This window comes from Desulfitobacterium dehalogenans ATCC 51507, assembly GCF_000243155.2.
Taxonomy (GTDB): domain Bacteria; phylum Bacillota; class Desulfitobacteriia; order Desulfitobacteriales; family Desulfitobacteriaceae; genus Desulfitobacterium; species Desulfitobacterium dehalogenans.
On the sequence record NC_018017.1, the window covers coordinates 915,967 to 936,938 of the forward strand.

A 20,972-nucleotide genomic window follows, 5' to 3' on the forward strand; every position below is an offset into this window, starting at 1 on the left:
TGGCGGGATGGAATGGGGCGATTTATTTGAGTAGATTTACTTTTATGGCATCTGACTATCAGTTGCCGGAGGTTAATTATTCGGGTGTAATAGAGCTGACTGTAAAGGATCTGAAAGAGATGAATCCCCGGCCTCAATCGTTTTGGAACCTTGATGAACTTCCTGATGATTGTAAAGCACTGTATATTCCAGATGAAAATGATACAGGTGGACTCTCCGTTTCACTATGTACCAACCCTCCTGACGGATTGGAGAACTATGTTAAAAAGGAGTATATCTATTGGCTCAATGGAAAATTTCGTATGAACAAATGTATCAATCAACTTTTGGAATATCTCCATTCGAATATTAATGAAGGAGGTGGTATAGAGCTTTGGTCATTATGGTTTGGAGATGAAATGGATAATATTGTGCATCATAAGTGGAGTTTGTCCCAAACCAATAATCTTCGTTTTGAACTACTTGAGGATACAGACTGCTGTCTTCGTATAATAAAATGATTATTTAGTGGAACGGACGACATAAGGGCATGGCATATAAAATGAAGAACAGGGATTTGGCTGAAAGCTGAGTTTCAGTGGGAGATAACTTAATAATTATCAAATAATTAAATTGATAGATATTTTTTAGTACCGCTTATCATAGCGGGATGTAGAGAAAGGGGGGGAGTCTTATACTGAAACGCCTATCAACATTAATTTTTATGGCCACGTGTTTAATCCTTATTACAGGGAGTTTGGTTATTGATGAATGTACTTCGACTGTAAATATAAAAATCCCTATAAATAAAAAAGCTTCAAGGGAGTCTATTGACATAGCAGACTGGAAGCCTACAACATACTATGCAGTCAATAATCTTGATGGCGTTATTATGACCATAAAGAAAGGAACAGTGCCCACAACCAAATTGACAGTAACTATTGTGAATAACTCAAACAATGAATGTACTTATGGAGATTTCTTTGATTTAGAAAAGAAAATCAACAGAATATGGTATAAGGTTCCGGTTAGCATAGAGGGTGACTACGGATTTCATCTTATAGGTTATGGAGTATCTCCTGGATATGCGCGGGAATGGACAGTCGATTGGAGTCATCTTTATAGGGCTTTGGAAGCAGGTGATTACCGCATAATAAAAGGGGTTAGCGGTACAGAGGAGTACACTAATTACTATTTAGCAGCGGAATTTACTATTAATTAACTCATTAATTATTGAATTTATAGGCACTTCGTTTTCATTAAAGAAAGAATCAGCAATTGAAGCGGAGATTTAGAATAGGGCGGCTCAAGAATTTTGCGGTCTATGAGTCGTTCTAACGATGTTCCATAGGGTAGGTTTAGTGGAAGTGGGTGAAGCTTTTGCAAAAGAGAGTATTTTTCATAATGTTGTGCTTAATAAGCATACTTATCATGCCCGCACCGGCCTATGCAGATATGGGGCCCAAACCTTCAGTGGTGATTGACTTCAAAGGCCTTGGAAATGATAAATATTATGTAACATTACTATCTGAAATAGCTTCCACAGGGCCTCATAGTGCCTTAGGTGAACATCCTAATAACCAGAGATATCATGAAGATGATGAAGACTATGAGATTTGGGAAAAGTTCATTTCCTATCAGGATAAAGACGGGTATTATTTTCTGCAGTACTTCAGAGAATGCAGTGAAACCTCCCAGTTCACCTGGGGGTATTATCCTCCACCTGAGTTTAAAATCTTAATTTACTTCCCTGAATACGACCAATTTGCTGTTAGTGAAGATGTCTATGATCGTTATGCTTTTCACAGTTATTATAGTGTAGATGCGAAAGGTTTGGAGTTAGGGTCAATTACACCCACTGAGAATATAAAAGCCGTAAGGAACTATGATTATACCTGGGAACTAATTTCTCTTTTTGTCAGAATTATTGCAACCATAGCAATTGAAATTTTGGTTGCGTTACTGTTTGGTTTCAGAGCCAAAAAGCAACTGTTGATTATAGGGGCTGTAAATATTGTTACTCAATCCATACTTAACATTTTGCTTAATGTCATCAATTATAGTCAAGGCAGTATGATGTTTGTTTTTTACTATATTTGGATGGAAGCATTCGTGTTTATCATTGAAGCAGGAATATATTCTATTCTTCTCCCCAAGTATAGTAGTATGGTAGTGACGAAAAAAAGACTTGCTATTCTATATGCCCTGACTGCAAATATAGTATCCTTTGGTCTTGGGCTTTATATTGCCTACCTAATACCTGGGATTTTTTAGTTGCCCAGGGAGTGGTATTGCGGGAAAGAGAGTGCTTTAAAAGCACTAAATAAAGGAGTGTTCTAGGTTATGACTAATGGAAAAATGAAAAAAGTATCGCCATCAATTGATGAATGGCTCAAAGAGGCAAAAGCTGACCCAGTGGCTATACAGGAAGGGATGTTCTTAGTTCATAATGGCGTTGTGCGCCAAACGCCTAAAGCAAAGGTCCGCCAAGGAATTGATGACGGGTCCATGGTTAAGGGAATGGAATTCGCTTACGATGCAGCAAAGGTTGATGAGGTGATTGCCGAAACCTATAAGATGAAGGGGATTTTTTATGTTAGGGTTTGGCTTAATGAAGGCCAGCTTGAATTAGGAGATGACATTATGTATGTACTGATAGGGGGCGACATCAGGCCTCATGTGGTGGATGCTCTCCAATATCTGGTAGGGAAGATTAAAAACGAATGTGTTACCGAAATTGAGCAAAAATAGTCAGGCAATGGGAGACAGGTATGGACTATAAATCCCTGATAATAAACTTTATGAGTGGAACAGGAAATTCCTTCAGAGCCGCCGCATGGATGACGAAAGTGGGTAGCCAAAGAGGGATAAGGTCGGAACTATATCCGATCACCAGATGCCGGAATGAGTCTGCTTTGGATAAAGGCTCTGGTGATCTGTTGGGAGTGGTGTTTCCGACCCATCGGTTTACAGCACCTTGGCATGTAATTAAAGGGGTACAGTGTTCGGGGAGTTATGGGACTTGATATGCCATCCAACTGGATGGCATTGCACCGGGGGCTGAATTTTGTAAATTCCAGATTCATCATTGACAGGGCAAAGGCTAAGGCTGATGTTTTTATGAACAGCGTTTTAGAAGGGAAAAAAGAGTTTAGGGGCGTTTTTTTCTGTCGAAACTGTTTTTTGCTTCCGAGGATTGCAGGTTGTGGTTTATGTGCTGAAAGCTGCCCGGTTAAGGCTATAAAAATGGTGGGAAATATCAAACCTCGGCCATATTGGACATTTACTTGTGAAAGCTGCATGAGATGCATGGGTTATTGCCCTAACAAAGCCGTTGAAGTGAGTCACTCCTTTGCCATTATCTTGTATTTTTTGACGACACTGCCGGTATCCGTCTATATATTAAATGGACTTAGTGAGCTCATGCCCACAGGACCCTATTTTTTCGTTGTTAATGCTCTGCTTAATTATAGTTACATCTTGTTTGCACTTTTTATAGCCTATCTTGTTCTTTTTTGGCTTATTCATATTTCACTGCTTAACAAGCTTTGCACCTACACGACATTGACCCATATTTACCGCCGTTATCACGAGCCTGATACAAAATTAGGGGATATGCTCAAAAACCAAGGCTAGGGCCGAGCTTAAGTGAACTTGATTTGGGGATGGCATCTGGGTTTTGGAATAGAAAATGTAACTAAGAGGGGAGGAGTTCAAGTGATAAGCCTTATAAATTCATTTCAAAAAATGAATAGGATAGGCAGAGTTGGAGCATTTATTGGTTTAGCAGCTTCGGTGAGCGGAATTATATTATGGGCAATTTTAAATATATTTAAAGAAGTGCTGCCAATAACTTTTGTAGGACTTGGACTCCCGGCGATTCTCGGATTAGTTGCTTCGATTTATGGAGTAATTTGGTTAATGTATGTTGTGTTTATTTACTCCTTGCCACTAAGTCTTTACTTAGTAATGACCCCTAGCGCCTTTAGACCTTTTTTGTTGGTTTCACTTGGTTATTTAGCTTCAGCTATTTTATTGACATTGGATAGAAGAGCCCGGGATAAAGATAAATTGAATTAAAGCAAAAAGATGCTCCTGGGTAAAAATAGTATAATGAATTATATGAACCGAATACGTAGAGGGCAGCTTTAAGGGTCGGGGGGAGATGGAATGGATCTAAAGTCAAATCTAAAATCATTTGGTATTTTGGCATTGTTGCTGCAAATTATTATTGTAATGCTAATCATTAAAACGGGTGCATCTTCTCTAGCCTTGGGATTTAGCTTTTTGATACTGGCTGTATTGCTGAGTATTAATGAAAATTTTTATCATAGATTTTTTTCTTTTCTGAATCCACACTTCTATCGAAACTGTGCTGAGAAAGATAGAAACCTATATAGGAAGGGAAGAAAAGCTTATATCATGAATTTCTATATGCTGGCGGCTGTTAACACTTTCAATGGGTATAGGGTATTGGTGTTGGACACAGATCCTGGATTACTATTGGGTTTAAATCCATTCATACCCTTTGCACTTGTTGCTTTTGCGCTGCTCCTTATAATCGTTTTCTTTTCGATTATATTAAGCAAAAGTTCAGATGAGGATATATTGTGGAATATGCTCATGGGAATTCTATTCGTCGCCAACTTATTTATAGTATACTTTTCTTTTTTATAATTCCTTTGGGAAATCCTCATATCCAATTTTTAAAGGGGTGGGGAATGAAAATGAAAAGAAAAAGAAGGATAATGCTAATGCTTCTAATACTAATATTTGTACTGATATTTGGTGTAACCGGATGCGTACAAGAGGCAGGCACATCATTAGATATTCCAGAAGCAGAAAAACTAAATTTAGCAGAGGAGTACACCACTCAGGTAGTGTTTATCAAGAAAACAAATAATACCTGGTTGGCAGTAGATGAACGGGGAAATATCCATCAGGTCAATGTTGCAGAAGTTGATCCTTCGGTTCAATCCGGGTGTACGACAAGAGGAAAGGTAACGATTAATCCTTCCGGGGATTTTTTGCTGGATATTGATTCTGGATATGGGATGAGTTATATACAGCAGATAAAAGCATCCTATGAGGAGGCTCCTAAAGCCTATGCAGAGCTGCTTCTCGACAACTTCTTATACAGCAGCAATCCGGATTACGCAGTATCGGAGTATGACCTTAAAACCGTACAAGTTAAGAAGGCCTATCGTTCCGGACGGATAGACGCAGTGATCATTTTTGATGTGAAACCTAGGGAAGGTGCTTATTGGTGGGGGGAAAGTGATCACGAGGGTTATGCTAGAAACAGGCAAGTTGGCTTTACACTATATGGTGCAGAAGAAACATGGCTGTCGGTAGAGCAAATAGCTCAGTATTTTAGTCCGGATTATAAACCCATCGAGATGCCAAAGACTCAATATGCGCCATCTGAAAAACAAAATGTGATTTATGAAGATGAGCTGTGGTCCTACTACGGAGATAAGGATTTTCTACCACCCAGAAATAATGAGCCGGCCTATGCAACTATTAAAGAATATTTAGGGTCAATACATCGTGTCAACCGTCAATCCGGTGAAACCGAACGCCTGTATCAAGGTGATAGAAATTATACTTATAACCTATTAGGCAAGTATGACAATAAATTATATATTCTTTCCGATACTTGGGAACCGGCGAGTGAAGGCAGACCGGGTTACTTCGGAGTACTTGATTTAGAAACAAAAAAGTACAGAAAATTAATCGAAGGTGGAGTAATCAGAGCCGCTATCGATGGTGAAAAAGGATATCTGTTTGCAAATGATAAACTGATGAGAATTGATTTAGGAACAGCGGCTATTGAAAGAACTTACTCCTTGGGCTTTTATCCGAATTATTCATATGACGTTATCCGGGTCAACCGTATTAGGGATGGAAAAATGTACTTTGGTTTTTGGGGTTTTACTATGAAGCACTATGTTATTGACCTGGAATCCGGGGATATAGAGGAACTATGAATCAGATGCCGTGTATCGGCGTGGATGAAAGGGGATTAATGATGAAGAAAGGGGCTTCTATTGTCGTTTGTCTGGCTTGCTTCTTAGTGTTGCTTACAGGCAGCGTTACCGTGGTACAGCAAAGCTCTCCCCTTGATTTTTCTTTCGACAATATGGACCAGTACACTGGATTTAATAGTTTACCATCAAGGTACACGCTTGAAATGGCTCAAAATGCCGGATATTACGTCATGAATGATTCAGAGGTAGTTGCCAACGGTAGTTTGTGGGATGGTTTTCTGGCGGCTTCTTCCCAGGGAAAAACTGCCTCTCTGCGCATGGCAAAGTTCTATTCAGAGCATGAAGGCAACCCATTTTTTACTGACTTATTCTACAAGGAGGGTTACTACTATTTATTTGATTCCAGTGCGAAGGATTTAAGTGGAAAGCCCTTTAAGCATCTTTTAACTCTAAAAGGGCAGTTTGGTAATCCGTTAAGAGATAGTGGTGTCATCGTATTAGCCAACGACCGTTCCCTGACCTTTGATTTGATAATGTCCGGCATGCTTTCAAGCAACTCTGAATACATCAAAAGTATACCGGAATACCAACTCATTATGTTTCTTATATAAGAACTGTGGCAGTGAAGGGCTATTAGAGGACGCTTTATAAGCGCAATGTGCTTAAGAGGCGCCCTTCATTTTTGTAAGCAATACTCGGGAGATATTCCCTCCTGAAGGCAGTAATTTGGAGTTTTCATATAAAGCGTGGTAAACTATAAAAATAGTAATTGTTTTACCAAGACCTTATGAGTTTTTAAACAGAAAGGAAAAGGCTATGAAAAAATCCAACAGTAAGTTTATCCTCGCTGCAATTTGGATAGCGTTCATTTTAATCTCCTATTATTTTGCGCTCGTTCCCATCAACCTGCAATCTCCCGGTTTTTGGGTGTTTTTGATTTATGTTTTGGGGATAGGTGCCGGGCTGTTCTTGCTTCATCAAATATTTGTGGAAAAAAGACTGACCCTCACAAAGCATATTGGCTCCTATCTCGTTATGGCTACCCTGCTTGTGACCATTGTTGGCGGGATTATGTTCCTTTACTCCATGCCCATCTTCCATGCCAAAACTTACGCCAATCTTATTAACAAGCAAGAAGGAGATTTTGCCAAGGATGTAGCGGAACTTCCCATCAATCAAATTCCCACAGTAGACCGGGATACTGCCTTGAGGCTTGGCGACCGAAAAATGGGTGAGATCGTCGAGTTGGTTTCCCAATTCAATGTAGCTCCCGATTACACGCAAATCAATTATCAAGGAAAACCGGTCCGGGTATCTCCTTTGCAGTATGCAGACTTCTTTAAATGGCTGAATAACACCAAAGAGGGACTTCCCAGCTATATCAGGGTGGATATGGTCACTGGAGTCGTGGATCTCGTTACCCCGGAACAAAGCATCAAATACTCTGAGAGTGAGCTCTTCTTTAAAAATGTGCGGCGTTATCTGCGGATGAACTATCCTATGGATATCTTTGGCGATTTCAGCTTCGAAATCGATGAACAAGGAGTACCTTATTGGATTGTTTCTGTGCGGTATAATACCATTGGACTCTTTGGGGGAACGGATATTAAGGAAGTTATCATGCTTAATGCGACCACCGGTGAACATCAGAAGCTTAAATTAGAAGAGGTTCCGGAATGGGTGGACCGGGTCTATGATGCCGATCTTGTCATTGGTCAGGTTAATTATAACGGTCGCTATCAAAACGGCTTTATCAACTCGATTTTTGGTCAGAAGGGTGTTCTTGCCACCACCGAAGGGTATAATTACCTGGCTCTCAACGACGATGTATATCTGTATACAGGGATCACTTCCGTGGTGCGGGATGAATCCAACATCGGATTTATCCTGATCAATATGCGGACGAAAGAAACCACGTTCTACAGCATTCCCTCTGCCGAAGAATACTCGGCTATGGACAGCGCTCAAGGGGCAGTTCAGGAGAAACGCTATTTATCCACTTTCCCTCTTCTCCTTAATATTGAAGGTGAGCCGGTCTATTTTATGTCTTTAAAGGATGCGGCAGGGTTAATCAAGATGTATGCACTGGTGGATGCTCAGAATTACCAAAAGGTTATTGTGGGGAACTCGGTTGAAGAGGTTGTAAAATCATTTACCGGCAGAACTGGAACGGTGACAGAGCCTACGCCTGAGGAACCGAAAGAAGAGTTCGGCATCCAAGGGAAAATCACAGATATTAAGAGCGTGGTTATGGATGGCAACACCTATTTCTACATCCTTCTCGATGGCCGGAGTGATGTCTTCATAGCCAATGTCAAAGTCTCAGAAAAATTACCCTTCTTAAAAATTGGTGATGAAATCCAAGGTCAATATGTGGAGAGATATAAGGGAGTTCATGAGATAGTTAGGTTGTAGTAGAGGTTAGGATATGACATTTTATAGAGTATCGCTGACTGTTCGATCAGGAACAGAGCGATACTCTTTTTTTACCCGCCTTCTATTGACAAGCCCATGTGGGGATCGGCTTATAGTTCCAATTGAACCTGGTAGGTCTCAAACCAATAATCCAGCTGCACCAGCCAAGCCATTAATTGAGGAACCCCCATCAGCTGGCCAAACCAGGTCTTGTTTTCAGGATTTATAAGGCGATTGAGCACATCCTTTTGCAATAGTTCCGCCAGTACTCCGCTGCCGGAGCCCAGACGCTTGCGGAAAAGATGGAATACCAGCTGTTCATAATGAGGGTCATGGGTTTTGGGGAAGGGGCTTTTTTTACGATAGAGGATTTTATCGGGGAGATAGTCTTGCATAGCGGCCCGGAGCAGTGATTTTTCCACACCGCCTTTGAATTTTATCTCCCAAGGGACATTATAGACATACTGGACCAATCGGTGATCTGAAAAAGGAACCCGGACTTCCAAGCCCGAGGCCATACTCATCCGGTCTTTGCGTTCCAGCAAGGAGGTCATAAAGTAATGAATGGAAAGCCAGCTGGCGATGCGGGAATTTCTCATAGTTTCCGATTCGCCGGGGAGCGTAGGGCAAGCTTCCACGCTCCGGCGGAAAATTCCCGAAGTATATTCAAAGCCCTCTTGGGGACGAACCAGTTCGGGCTTGAACAAGCCGATACGGGCATGGGGGTCGTGGATCCAGGGAAAAAAGCTGCGTGTGAGCATTTCCGGGCGATAGAACCAGGGGTAGCCTCCGAAAACTTCATCTGAGCATTCTCCGGATAAAGCCACCGTATGGTGGTTTTTTACTTGGCGGCAGTAAAAGAGCAGGGAGGAGTCGATGTCTGCCATCCCGGGATAGTCCCGATAATTTACCGCATCATTCAGGTAGCCTACCAAATCCTCCTTTGTAGCGGTCAGAGTCCGATGATGAGTATGCAAATGCTGGGCCAGATAAAGTGCAAACTCCTCATCCCTTTGAGGCTGGAAGAGAGTCTGCTGAAAATGATCCTTATTCCCTTCATGTTCAAAGGAATAGGTGGCAAGCTGCCGTCCCTCGGTTTTGTATTTTTGGGCCGCCACTGCGGTGATGACTGAAGAATCCAGCCCTCCGGAAAGGAAAGAGCAAAGGGGGACATCGGAGACCAGCTGACGTTCAATGGCATCCACCAAAAGACCCCGGGTGGTTTCCACGATAGTATCTTCGCTGTCCCTATTCTCATAAGCTTCCAGGGTCCAATAGTTGGAGATCTTCAGCCCTTCTTCAGGAGATCCCGGAGTAGGAGTATAAAAAGCATGGGAGGCAGTGGGCAGCTCGGAGATACCCTTAAAGAGAGCGGTGCCCTCTTCCTTGACAGGCATCATATAGAGAAGCTGCCACAAGCCTTGGTGATCCAGTTGGGGCTGCACTTGGGGATGCTTAAGGAGGGCTTTGATTTCCGAAGCGAAGAGCAGGGCATCCTCTACAAAGGTGTAGAAAAAAGGCTTGACGCCGAAGCGGTCGCGGGAAAGATAGGCCCTTTTTTCTTTAGAGTCGTAGATCACAAAGGAATAGATACCGTTAAGCTTGCTGGAGCATTGTTCTCCCCAGAGGATATAGGAGTACAGCACCACTTCCGTATCACAATAGGTTCTGAACTTAACTCCAAGCTTAAGGAGTTCTTGGCGTAAATCCCCGGTGTTGTAAAGCTCTCCATTGTAGACGATGGTATATTCGTAGCCCTCGTGGCTGGCGGTCATGGGCTGCCTGCCCTTTTCGATGTCGATAATGGCTAAACGGTTATGTTGAAAAGCAAAATGATCTCCATAATAAAGGCCGTTTTGGTCCGGCCCTCGATGAATTAAAGTTTTTCCCATAGTGTTAAGAGTTTGTATCTCCTGGGGAGAAATTTTTCGGGTAAAATTCAATAAACCAAGAATGGAACACATGAACCAGCACCTCACAAGCAAAAATGACAAAGAAGTACCCGTCAGAGTACTCCTTTGTCTCAGAATCAATATATGTGAGAGAGGAAGAATCGTGCCTCTATGAAAACAAATTTTGGTTTTGCTATGAATACAGCATGCATGAAGTCCTTGTATTGACAGCGGACTTTCACAAAGTATATATTAGGTATAGAACAAAGGCGTTCTAAGGACCCTAATAGGGAGCTTAGTGCGCCCTTTTTTATAGGTATCAGGTTTCCATGCCTTTTAGCGGCAGCGCAGAGGGATAAAACCGGTTATTTCACCCATTTGGAAAGGAGAGCTTAATCATGGGGTTTACTAAAGAAGAGTGTCTTAAGTATGTAGGAGAAAATGATGTCCGCTTTATCCGTATGCAATTCACAGATATTTTTGGCCAGATGAAAAATATCGCCATAACCCATAACCAGCTTGCTCAGGCCTTGGATGAGGGTGTGCTGTTTGACGGCTCGGCGGTCAAAGGGTTTGCAGGGGTTGAGGCTTCGGATATGCTTCTTCTTCCCGACCCTGGTACATTCACCATTATTCCCTGGCGTCCTCAGCAGGGGAAGGTAGCAAGAATCATTTGCGATGTGAAGAATCACGATGGCTCTCAATTTGAGGGGGATCCCCGCTATATTCTTAAGCGAACCTTGAAAAAAGCTCAGGACTTAGGTTATGTATTCCAGGTGGGCCCGGAATGTGAATTCTTTTTATTCCATACGGACAGTGAAGGGCGGCCCACCACAACGACCCACGACACTGCCGGGTATTGTGATTTAGCCCCTATCGATCAGGGAGAAAATACCCGTCGGGAAATTTGTTTAGTTCTGGAAGAGATGGGGTTCGAAATAGAGACCTCTCATCATGAATCTGCTGCAGGGCAACATGAAATTGATTTCAAATATTCTGATGCCTTGATGGCGGCGGATCATATTATGACCTTCAAATATGTAGTGAAAATTGTGGCGCAAAGGAACGGCCTTCATGCCACCTTTATGCCCAAACCTCTTCCCGGAGTCAATGGTTCGGGGATGCACATCAATATGTCCTTAGCCAAAGAGGGAAACAATGTATTTAATCACCCTGAAAAACCTGGTGAGCTCTCCGAAACAGCGAAGCAATTCATTGCCGGATTATTGGAGCATATCAAGGGGATTACAGCCATTGCCAATCCTTTGGTCAACTCCTATAAACGCTTAACCCCCGGCTATGAAGCACCTGTCCATATTGCCTGGTCCCCGATGAACCGCAGTCCGCTGCTGCGGGTGCCGTCCCCACGAGGAGCGGGAACCCGTCTTGAACTGCGCAGCCCTGATCCCAGCTGCAATCCCTATCTGACCTTGGCATTACTCCTGGAAGCCGGTCTGGACGGACTCCAACGGGAAATGAAGGTGCCTGAGCCTGTTAATGTGAATATCTATCACCTTACCCCGGAGCAGGAAAAGTCTCTGAATCTGGAGCGCTTACCCTCCAATCTGCTCATGGCTCTTGAAGAGATGCAAAAAGATCCCTTGATTCAATCCACCTTAGGCGGGCATATTTTTACCAAGTACACTGCGGCCAAGGCTAGAGAATGGAAAGCTTATGATGATATGGTCCATCAATGGGAGATTGACAGTTATCTCAAAGCTTATTAGATAGGGAACCCTGCATAAGGGGGGATGAGTTATGAGCGCAGGGAATGTCCTCATCGTCTGTGGAAAATCTGAAGTGGCCGGCAGCATAGAAAACACACTTATCAAAGAGGGGTACCATCCGGTCAACTGCGCTCATTCAGCCAATGAGGCACGACGGCAGTTTTTTTTCGCACAGCCGGATTTGATCATCGTGAGTACGCCCCTTCCTGATGAGCAAGGGATTGATTTAGTCTTTGATGCCCATGAGAAAACTTCGGCTGGAATTATTGTTATAGCGCGGCCGGAGCAGGTGTCCCATATGCAGGATGCCCTGGAATCCACAGGGGCGATGATTCTGCCTAAACCCATCAACCGCCTTACTTTGATTCAAAGCGCCCGCTTTGCATTATCTGTAAGGAACTCCATGTATCAGTTAAGAAGTGAGCGGGATCAGCTCAAAAAGCGCATGGATGAGCGTAAGATTATCGAACAAGCCAAATGGCTGCTGGTGGAAAAGGTAAACATGAGTGAACCGGAGGCCTTCCGTCATATCCAGAAAAAAGCGATGGATTTGCGCCTTCCCCAACTCCAGGTGGCTGAAGAGATCATCAAGGACTATACTTAAAAGGAGAAACCCTCGAGAGGGTTTCTCCTTTGGCTACTGCGCCGTATTGGCTGATTGTACAAAATCTTTAAGAGCCCGTTCTGCCAGGGGACGGGCAATCATTGTCCGGGGCCCGTTAATGCAGCCGCCCTCACAAGCCATGCATTCCAGAAAACCTTTGTCCTCGTTCTTGACATGGGTTTCCAGGGCTTTCAGACTGTTTTGAATCCCCTCGGTCTGATAGGTAGGGGGAGCATCCTTGCCCAGATAAGCGCTGAGTGCCGCAGCCACCCCTCCCGCTTTGGAGAACTCCCGGGCAAAGGAGCTGGGTCCGGTTAAAACTTGAGTGGGCTCTTCGGCAGGATCGATACCTTCATAGTCGAACCAGACCAGCAACTCTTCAAAGGTAAGCACAAAATCCACTTTAGTCTCAGGCCGCTTTCCTTCTTCTTTTTTGGCAATACAGGGGCCGATAAAGGCGACCTTTGCTTCAGGATTTTCTTCCTTAAGGATATGGGCAACCTGGGCCATAGGGGAGAGGGTGGTAGAAATATGGTGGAATAAATCGGGCTTTTCTTTTATAACGGCACTAACATAAGCCGGGCAGCAGGAACTGGTCATGAATTCTTTTCCGTGGGCCAGGCGTTCATCATATTCCTGGGCTTCCAATTCAATGGTGCGATCGGCTCCCAGGGCAGCTTCCAGAACATCTTTGAAACCCAGCTTTAAAAGGGCTGACTTCACCTGTCCTGGTGAAACTTTTCTTCCGAATTGCCCTACAAAGGCCGGTGCGATGACAGCATAGACCGTGTTCGACCGTTTGCGCAGTTCCTCAAAAAGGTTGACAAGCTGAGAGGATTCAGCTACGGCTCCGAAAGGGCAGCTGACAATGCACTTTCCGCAGCTTGTACAATGGGCTTCCGCAATACTGGCAATACGATCCTCCCGGACTGAGATCGCTTTGGTGGGGCAACTGTCTTCACAGGGCCGCCGATGTTCGATGATGGCATGATATGGACAGTTCCGGGCGCAAAGACCGCACTCTACACAGCGGGTCTGGTCAATAAAAGCTTTATTGTTAATAAAGAGAATCGCTTTTTTAGGGCAGTTGGAGAAACAGAAATGGCCAACGCAATTTTGGCAATGGTCGGTTACACTATAGCGGTGCATTTCACATCCGTTGCACCCTTCCTTGAGAACACGTACCACCGGACCTTCATCCGGTTCAAGTACAGCTTTTAAACGTTCTTCAATAACAGCCCGCTCTTTATGGATACAGCAACGGTAACGGGGCGTTCCATCGGGAATAATCAGACGAGCCAAGGTCGCGCGGTCATTGCGGTCCTGGTCACGACTGACCCAGTCCAAGGCAGATTTTAAGACTTGGCGGCGGATATTTAAAATTTCTGATCGGGCCATAGCCGGCTTCCCCCTTAATAGATTAATTTATTTAATCTTTAAAATTAAGAAACTACTTATTTAGTATAATTCCTTCTAAAAGAAGTGTAGCAATTGAGGGATAAGAATTCAATGAAGATGTGAAATGTTTAACTTGGAAGTTTATTTCCTCAATAGAATATTTTCAAAAAATGACAGGGGATTGGCCCTGTTTCCCTACAGAAAAAGAGTTTTGCCTCGATGACCATTCCTTCCTTTATGGAAGATATGATCCTTTGCACAAAACTCTTTACACTCTGCGGCTATCCAATACCTTTATTGATTATTGTTGTTGGTCCTTTCTGGTTTCGAGGATTTCCTTAATGGCCAGATTGGAAGCGTCAAAACGAACCGAAGCATCCGTATCCAAAGGAATAATATGTTTTTCTTCGATGCATTTGTCACAGGCCATCATTGTATATCCTGCTTCGTAATTTTCCGAGAGTTTACCCTCCGGATAATAAGGGATTTGGTGAACTTCCCAGGCGAGACAGGTTTCTCCGCATACATCACAGGATAATTCGGTGCGCAGCATGCTGGTTCCTTCGCCTTTCATCATGAGACCGATAGTGTATTTTACCACAAAGTTACTTTTAAGATCAGAAAGACTTTTTGCCATTAGGTACTCCTCCTCTGATAATGGTCGACATCATCCATTATACAGTATTTGTGCTGAAGATTCATCCGTCACCTGCTTCAAATCCCCTTCAAAGCAGGTGTTGGGTCTATAAAATATAATTCGCATAAGTATAAGTTTTTTCTATTGTAAGATAGTCCTACGGTGACGGGGACCAAGCAGACAGCTTTATCGACTTTGTTCAGACTGTATGTTTCTATCTGCTGCTTGAGCGTGACGCTTAATGAGCTGATTTCCCACCCAGGCGGCTATTCCACCTTTAATCAGATCGCCGGCAATGAAGGGGAGAAAGCCTGTGGTGATGACGAGAGCCATGGTGGTGGGTTTATGGAGAACAAAATGCATGACCAGATAAAAATAGGTTAAGCCAATGATATATAAAGCAATAATACCGCCTAGAACGGCCAGTAGGGCAGATAAGAGATTTTGCCGGTTGTAGAGTTTACCCACCACATAAGCGGCGGCAATATCCCCCGGGAGGTAGCCAAAGGAAGGCTTTAATACATAGCCTATGCCGCCAAAAGGTGGGCTGGCAAAGACCGGCAAGCCCAATAAACCGAGAAATACATAGACTATGACAGCTAAGCTTCCGTATTTGGGTCCTAAGATCAGGCCGGCTAAGAAGACAAAGACAGGGAGAATACTGAAAGGAACTAAGGCTGGGGAAGCCCAGCGCATGATCATACCTGCTAAACATAAAAGAGCAGCCATAGCCGCAGTCTTGGCTAAATGTTGGGCGTTCATTGAGGAACATCCTTTCTAAAAAGATTTGTAAACTTAACTGGTGAATTTAAGTTTACAATATGTTATTATAACTGACAAGAGATTTTTTTACATATCAGATTCCGATATCTCATGGCAGAATCGCTGATGGCCGGGAGTATTGGTTGGATTTAGGTAGTAGTAGTATATGGAGTGTAAAACTATGACGAAATCACTGGAAGGAAGAACCCTCAGCTTTGGCATAATTCAGGAAATTAATTTTACCCTCCACCAAGGGGAAGCTATTGCCTTAATGGGGCCTAATGGAGCAGGTAAATCCACCTTGGCCCGGCTCCTTGCCGGCTTCCAGGAACCCACTTCGGGGGAGCTTAATTTGTTCAAGGATGGCCGGGTAATTCCCTGGACGGAAGTCCGGCGCTGGCAGGAGATTGGGATCATTGGTCAGCATCCCAGAAGACAGACCATCGGAGCGACGGTTGGAGAAGAGCTGGGCTTTGGACTTTTGAACTTGGGTTATGAAGTGAAGAAGGTTCAGGAGATGGTCAAGGAATTGGCTTTCCGGATGGGTCTTGAAGGTAAACTCAATCAATCCCCCGCCACCCTTTCCGGAGGAGAGCGGCAACGCTTGGTGCTGGGGGCTGTCCTTGCTCTCAATCCGGCGTTTCTATTGCTGGATGAGGCCTTAAGCATGTTGGATAGACTGGCTCAGGACGCTTGTCTGAAACTGTTGGAGGAAAAAGGGAAATCCATGGGGCAGCTTTGGATTACTCATGATCCGCAGTTAGCGGCAAAAGCGGATCGTCTCTGGGTTATGAAGGAAGGGAAACTATGGGATATGGGGAAGCCTCAAAAGGCACTCAAGGATGAAACCCTTTGTAAAGAGTACGGGATTCGTGTTTTATATCCAGGTGATTTTCCGGCCTGCCCTTCAATTGGTGAGAAGATCGGGGAGAAGTGCCAAAGAGTGCAGAAATTAAGGTGTGCAGAGGGACTCTCCGAAGGCACTGCATCAGGGAACTCTGTTCTGGAGTGGCAGGAAGCGGAGTATGGCTTGCGGCTGCAACTTACAGAGAAAATAAAAGAGAAGAGCTTTCTCGCAGTACTAGGTCCCTCAGGAGCGGGAAAGTCCACTCTTCTCGAAAGTGCCATAGGACTCATTCATCCTTCCCAAGGGAAATTTCTGGCCTTTGGTCAGGAAGCGACCCGTAAAAGTGGACATTTGAGGCAGAAAGCCCGCCTCCTTCTTCAAGAACCTGGAGAATACATCATCGGCAGTACGGTTTATGATGAAGTGTTTTACCTTCAGAATAAAAAGGAGAGGAAAGCCAAGGCTCAGCGCAACGAAGAGTATCTCCAAGTATTTGGGATACCCCTGGAAAAGGCCCTGGCCTATCCGGAGCTTTTAAGCGGAGGGGAACGGCAACGGGTGGCTCTAGCCGCGGCATTGGAATCTTTACCAGAAATCCTCTTGCTGGATGAACCCTTGCTGGGCTTGGATTATGTTGGACGGAGTATGGTTCTGGATCTTTTACAGGACCTAAAAGGCAGCATGACCATCTTATACATCACCCACGATTGGCCGGAGGTTCGAGAACTGGCGGATGAAGTATGGCTGGTGGAAGAGGGACGAATGACCTACAAGTGCAAGAGAAAAAAAGATGGAATTATGGAAATCGATGATGAGAGGCTTAAGGAGGCAGGGGTCCGTTGTTAGAAAGAGGACTTTATCACCCCGGTGAAAGTACATGGCATAAAATAGACCCCCGGTTAAAAATCGGGGGTCTCGTTACCCTGGGGTTATTAATGACCATCGTGGATTGGAGAGGATTGCTCTGTCTCACGGGGGGACTCTTCGTCATTCTTTGTCTCTGTCCTCTCCCTCTTAAAGCCTTTCAATCCGTCATTAAGGCAGGGATCGTGTTAGGATTTTTCTATACCTTAATCATGGGTTGGCATTGGGAAGATGGCTGGATCTTCTGGGAAGGATACTGGTCCAGAGAAGGAATACTTCAGGGGCTGATTATGAGCTGGCGGATTCTTCTCGTTTTCCTTTTAACGAGAATTTTTGCGGCCTTTACCTTACCCTCAGAACAAGGAATAGGAATCGCTTTCTTTTTCACACCCTTTTATCGCCTTACCCCTAAGGCAGCAGATTTTGCCCTCTTAATTACTTTGACCCTGCGCTTTATCCCTTTGCTGCTGGAGGAGGCTGCTTTGCTTTATAAAGCCCGCCTGGCTAAGGGGAATTTATCCGTAAAATGGATAGGGAGGATAAAGGAGCTAGCGGCTCTTTTGCTCCCCCTGCTTCGAATTACATTGCGACGGGCTGAAGAGGTGGCAGAAAATCTCGTGGCACGGGGTTATGTTTCCGGCGGTTACCGTGCCTTGGGAACAAAGGAGTGGGAGGAAAGGGATAGTTGGGGAGCTGTGGTTCTAATACTATGGTGCATGGGGACTTTGCTTATTGAGCAATTCTGGAGGTCGTAGTGATCGTGCGCACGATAAGGGGTTCGGGTGCCTATGAAGAATAAAAGTTGTCAGATAATATGCCGCCTACCCACTAGTAACCTCCACTATTTTCCGTTATTATAGTGCATAGGTATTATGTGGATTTTTTAGAAACGAAGAAGCGGGTTAACTCAGGGGTTAGGAAAAGGGAGAGCGAATGAGTATGTGAAACTTCTGATTAGCCAAATTGAGCAGTGAGGAGCAGAAAAAATGAAATTAATTCGGGCAGGGGTCTTTTTTCTAATGGCTGCCTTGGTTTTAGGCGGTTGTGCTAGTCAAAGCTATTCCGAGAATGTGGTCGCTGTTGTCAATGGAGAAACGATTACCAAAGAAGAGATCGCTGAAGTAATTAAGGAGAGGAAACTACTTATTGATTTAACTGAAGCCTTGCGGTTAGTTAATGGAGAAAGCAGTATGCCGCAAAGAGAGGCCATGATCCAAGCCTTCGGAATTAATGAAGGGGATATGACGCCGGGTCAGAAAAGATTCTTTGAGGGTATTGAACGATCCTCTGCTAAGATACCGACCGAGAATGAAGCCCTGAATATTCTGCTTGTGGAGGAAGTCCTTCATCAGGAGGCAGTCAAGGAAGGGCATGACGCGTCTATCGATAAAGTCAGAGAGATTATGGAAGAAAGTAAAAGGATAAACATGGAGGCTATGTCTCAAAACGAGGAAGCACTAAAAGAATACAATGAATATGTGGAAAAGACTGCGTCAATTTATCATCAGTATGGGTTTGCATCCGAGGATGACTATTTAAACAAACGCATTGATAGAACGGCTCGAGCCATGGCCATCAATACCATGAACTATGAGTTCGACAAAGTTATGACAGATAAGCTTCCCAATATTGACCTTCCCCAGATGGAACGGGGAAATGCCTGGGAGGATTATGGGGAATATCTCTTGAGCAAAGCCAAAGTTAAAATCCTTAAACCGGAATACCAAATCGAGCATTACGGAGAATCATGGAGTCATGGCAAGCTTAATCTAAAAGCAGCTTCTAAGTAAGAAAGGACATTGTAAAATTTTGTCATGTGAAAACCGCATGGTATACTATGGTGAAACAAAAAGAATAAAGGGTCAGAATATCATTATGGTATTTGCAAACATAGGGAGAGTGCATCATGTCCAGAGATCAACAACCTGATGAAAATGGCGTAAATGACGTATGCTATACCTATAAAGACTATCTAACCTGGGCCAAGACCCAACCTGGTGAGATCCTCAACGGAGTACCCTATGGCAGAAGTCCGGCTCCCTCCATACACTATCTGGAGGTATTGGGGGAGTTGTATATAGCTTTTGCCCATTATCTGAGGGAAAAACCGGGGAAAGTGTTTCTTTTTCCCTTTGATGTGCGGCTGCCTGGTGATGCTGATCAAAAAGATGAGGATATCCCCACTGTTGTGCAGCCGGATCTTACTGTGATCTGTGAACTGTCGAAAGTGGATGAGGGAGGGTGTAAAGGAGCGCCTGATCTCATCATCGAGATCTTAGCAGAGGACACTATGCATAGAGATTTGTATTTAAAGCTGCGCATCTACGAAAAAGCGGGAGTCCCTGAATATTGGGTAGTTCATCCTACGGATCGGACAGTTCTCACATTTAAATTAAAGGAGGGGGCTTATGATACCCCCAAATTTTATAAAGCTTCTGATGAAGTTCCTGTAGGGTTATTCCCGGATCTTATCATTCCCCTTGCTGAGATTTTCCGCTGATGGAAGGCTTGCGTGGTCTCGGTGATACCAAGAAAAGCATAAAAAAGGGACTGTCTCTGTGACAGTCCTTTTTTTATGCTTTGTTAGATGAGCAACCCGAACAGTTCGGGATTATCGTTGATGCGTGTATATTGGAAACCCTTCTTATCCATTCTTTCAATCAAGGGCTGGTAATCTTCTTTACGGGAGAGCTCAATACCAATGAGTGTTGGGCCTTTTTCCTTATTATTGGATTTGGTGTACTCAAAGCGGGCAATATCATCATTAGGACCTAGGACTTCCCCGACAAATTCTTTTAGGGCACCGGGGCGCTGAGGGAAGTTGACAATGAAATAATGTTTGAGTCCCTGATCCAGTAAGGAACGCTCCTTAATTTCAGGAGTTCTTTCAATATCATTATTGCCCCCGCTGATGATGCAGACGACATTTTTGCCTTTGATCTTATCCTTATAGGTCTCCAGAGCTGCGATGGAAAGAGCACCCGCCGGTTCAACCACAATGGCACTATCGTTATACATTTCCAGGATGATGGTACATACTTTTCCTTCTGTAACCACGATGACATCTGCGAGAACCTCGCGGCAGATTTCAAAAGTAAGATCTCCTACTCGTTTTACAGCGGTACCATCCACAAATCCATCGATGTGGGGTAAGGTGACTACTTCACTTTGGGCTAAGGCTTGCTTCATGGAAGCTGCACCGACAGCTTCCACGCCAATGACCTGGGTTTTGGGACTTAAGCTTTTCATGGCAATTCCCACGCCGGACATGAGGCCGCCGCCGCCGACACCACCCACAATATAGTCAACGGGCGCTTCCATATCATTAAGAATCTCCATGGCAATGGTTCCTTGACCTGCAATGACTAAAGGATCATCAAAAGGATGAACAAAGGTCTTATTAGCTTCTTCACAATGAGCCTTCGCTTTATTGAAAGCGTCATCGAAGGTATCACCGATCTGAATCACTTCCACAAAATCTCCTCCAAAGCGTTTGATGGAAGAGATTTTTTGCTTTGGTGTAGTGGAGGGCACATAGATACTTCCTTTAATACCCAGGATTTTGCAGGAATGAGCGACTCCCTGGGCATGGTTCCCCGCACTGGCACAAACGACACCGCTGTTAAGCCGTTCTTGGGGAATACTATGGATCATATTATAAGCTCCCCGGAGCTTGAAGGAACGGACCACTTGAAGATCTTCCCGTTTTAAGAAAACATTGCATTGGTATTTCTCTGAAAGAAGGTCATGACGATGCAAAGGTGTTTTATTGATAACCCCTTTTAAGGTTTGACCGGCTCTGAGAATATCCTCTAGGACGACTTTTTCCATATAAAAGATTTACCCCTTTCCACATT

At 44.1% G+C, this 20,972-nt stretch carries 21 protein-coding genes; 16 read left to right on the top strand and 5 right to left on the bottom strand.

Features of this window, described 5'->3' with window-relative positions:
• Nucleotides 1-26: 26 nt before the first annotated feature.
• The 10 genes from DESDE_RS04400 to DESDE_RS04445 all read left to right on the top strand — a co-directional run bounded on the left by DESDE_RS04400 (nt 27) and on the right by DESDE_RS04445 (nt 8,384).
• Nucleotides 27-500, top strand: coding sequence for a hypothetical protein (locus DESDE_RS04400; RefSeq protein ID WP_242831333.1), 474 nt, complete (start codon nt 27-29; stop codon nt 498-500).
• Between the two features lie 236 nt (nt 501-736).
• Nucleotides 737-1,201, top strand: coding sequence for an immunoglobulin-like domain-containing protein (locus DESDE_RS04405; RefSeq protein ID WP_148269902.1), 465 nt, complete (start codon nt 737-739; stop codon nt 1,199-1,201).
• 149 nt (nt 1,202-1,350) lie between these two features.
• Nucleotides 1,351-2,253 carry a hypothetical protein gene (locus tag DESDE_RS04410; RefSeq protein ID WP_242831334.1) on the top strand — a complete coding sequence of 301 codons (903 nt, stop codon included), beginning with the start codon at nt 1,351-1,353 and terminating at the stop codon, nt 2,251-2,253.
• A gap of 69 nt (nt 2,254-2,322) precedes the next feature.
• Nucleotides 2,323-2,730: a molybdenum cofactor biosynthesis protein MoaE gene (locus DESDE_RS04415; RefSeq protein WP_014792834.1), complete on the top strand. Its 408-nt coding sequence runs from the start codon at nt 2,323-2,325 to the stop codon at nt 2,728-2,730.
• Between the two features lie 264 nt (nt 2,731-2,994).
• Entirely contained in the window at nt 2,995-3,615 is a 621-nt protein-coding gene (locus DESDE_RS04420; protein WP_242831335.1) for a hypothetical protein, read from the top strand.
• A 12-nt stretch (nt 3,616-3,627) separates the two neighbouring features.
• Nucleotides 3,628-4,059 carry a hypothetical protein gene (locus tag DESDE_RS04425; RefSeq protein ID WP_242831336.1) on the top strand — a complete coding sequence of 144 codons (432 nt, stop codon included), beginning with the start codon at nt 3,628-3,630 and terminating at the stop codon, nt 4,057-4,059.
• Nucleotides 4,060-4,149: 90 nt separating this feature from the next.
• On the top strand, nt 4,150-4,656 hold the full coding sequence (locus tag DESDE_RS04430) for a hypothetical protein (RefSeq protein ID WP_014792836.1): 507 nt from the start codon (nt 4,150-4,152) through the stop codon (nt 4,654-4,656).
• A 50-nt stretch (nt 4,657-4,706) separates the two neighbouring features.
• Entirely contained in the window at nt 4,707-5,969 is a 1,263-nt protein-coding gene (locus DESDE_RS04435; protein ID WP_242831337.1) for a hypothetical protein, read from the top strand.
• Nucleotides 5,966-6,580 (top strand): hypothetical protein, encoded by a 615-nt coding sequence (locus tag DESDE_RS04440; protein ID WP_014792838.1) that lies wholly within the window; start codon nt 5,966-5,968, stop codon nt 6,578-6,580. Before DESDE_RS04435 ends, DESDE_RS04440 begins: the two co-directional genes overlap by 4 nt.
• 205 nt (nt 6,581-6,785) lie before the next feature.
• The gene (locus DESDE_RS04445) at nt 6,786-8,384 is read left to right on the top strand and encodes a hypothetical protein (RefSeq protein WP_014792839.1); all 1,599 of its coding nucleotides are present in this window, start codon (nt 6,786-6,788) and stop codon (nt 8,382-8,384) included.
• A 110-nt stretch (nt 8,385-8,494) separates the two neighbouring features.
• Here the strand turns inward: DESDE_RS04445 and asnB are convergent, their stop codons facing one another.
• Nucleotides 8,495-10,348, bottom strand: a complete 1,854-nt coding sequence (gene asnB / locus DESDE_RS04450; RefSeq protein ID WP_014792840.1) for an asparagine synthase (glutamine-hydrolyzing) — start codon at nt 10,346-10,348, stop codon at nt 8,495-8,497.
• A gap of 326 nt (nt 10,349-10,674) precedes the next feature.
• Here asnB and glnA point away from each other — a divergent pair, with 326 nt between their 5' ends.
• On the top strand, nt 10,675-12,003 hold the full coding sequence (gene glnA / locus DESDE_RS04455) for a type I glutamate--ammonia ligase (RefSeq protein ID WP_014792841.1): 1,329 nt from the start codon (nt 10,675-10,677) through the stop codon (nt 12,001-12,003).
• 31 nt (nt 12,004-12,034) lie between these two features.
• Nucleotides 12,035-12,607: an ANTAR domain-containing response regulator gene (locus DESDE_RS04460; RefSeq protein ID WP_014792842.1), complete on the top strand. Its 573-nt coding sequence runs from the start codon at nt 12,035-12,037 to the stop codon at nt 12,605-12,607.
• 33 nt (nt 12,608-12,640) lie between these two features.
• Here the strand turns inward: DESDE_RS04460 and DESDE_RS04465 are convergent, their stop codons facing one another.
• The 3 genes from DESDE_RS04465 to DESDE_RS04475 form a co-directional block, all read right to left on the bottom strand.
• Complete coding sequence (locus DESDE_RS04465) at nt 12,641-14,005, bottom strand: monomeric [FeFe] hydrogenase (RefSeq protein WP_014792843.1); 1,365 nt, start codon at nt 14,003-14,005, stop codon at nt 12,641-12,643.
• A 301-nt stretch (nt 14,006-14,306) separates the two neighbouring features.
• A complete protein-coding gene (locus tag DESDE_RS04470; RefSeq protein ID WP_014792844.1) occupies nt 14,307-14,642 on the bottom strand; it encodes a hypothetical protein in 336 nt (111 codons plus the stop codon).
• Between the two features lie 186 nt (nt 14,643-14,828).
• Complete coding sequence (locus tag DESDE_RS04475) at nt 14,829-15,404, bottom strand: biotin transporter BioY (RefSeq protein ID WP_014792845.1); 576 nt, start codon at nt 15,402-15,404, stop codon at nt 14,829-14,831.
• Nucleotides 15,405-15,585: 181 nt separating this feature from the next.
• Between DESDE_RS04475 and DESDE_RS04480 the strand changes: the two genes are divergently transcribed.
• The 4 genes from DESDE_RS04480 (at nt 15,586) to DESDE_RS04495 (ending at nt 19,615) form a co-directional block, all read left to right on the top strand.
• Nucleotides 15,586-17,097 carry an ABC transporter ATP-binding protein gene (locus tag DESDE_RS04480; protein ID WP_014792846.1) on the top strand — a complete coding sequence of 504 codons (1,512 nt, stop codon included), beginning with the start codon at nt 15,586-15,588 and terminating at the stop codon, nt 17,095-17,097.
• Nucleotides 17,091-17,870, top strand: a complete 780-nt coding sequence (locus DESDE_RS04485; RefSeq protein WP_014792847.1) for an energy-coupling factor transporter transmembrane component T family protein — start codon at nt 17,091-17,093, stop codon at nt 17,868-17,870. The genes DESDE_RS04480 and DESDE_RS04485 overlap by 7 nt, the downstream gene beginning before the upstream one ends.
• Before the next feature lie 231 nt (nt 17,871-18,101).
• Nucleotides 18,102-18,905: a hypothetical protein gene (locus DESDE_RS04490; protein WP_014792848.1), complete on the top strand. Its 804-nt coding sequence runs from the start codon at nt 18,102-18,104 to the stop codon at nt 18,903-18,905.
• A 116-nt stretch (nt 18,906-19,021) separates the two neighbouring features.
• A complete protein-coding gene (locus DESDE_RS04495; protein ID WP_014792849.1) occupies nt 19,022-19,615 on the top strand; it encodes a Uma2 family endonuclease in 594 nt (197 codons plus the stop codon).
• Between the two features lie 83 nt (nt 19,616-19,698).
• On the opposite strand, the gene ilvA is transcribed toward DESDE_RS04495, so the two are convergent.
• The gene (gene ilvA, locus DESDE_RS04500) at nt 19,699-20,946 is read right to left on the bottom strand and encodes a threonine ammonia-lyase IlvA (protein ID WP_014792850.1); all 1,248 of its coding nucleotides are present in this window, start codon (nt 20,944-20,946) and stop codon (nt 19,699-19,701) included.
• Nucleotides 20,947-20,972: the final 26 nt, after the last annotated feature.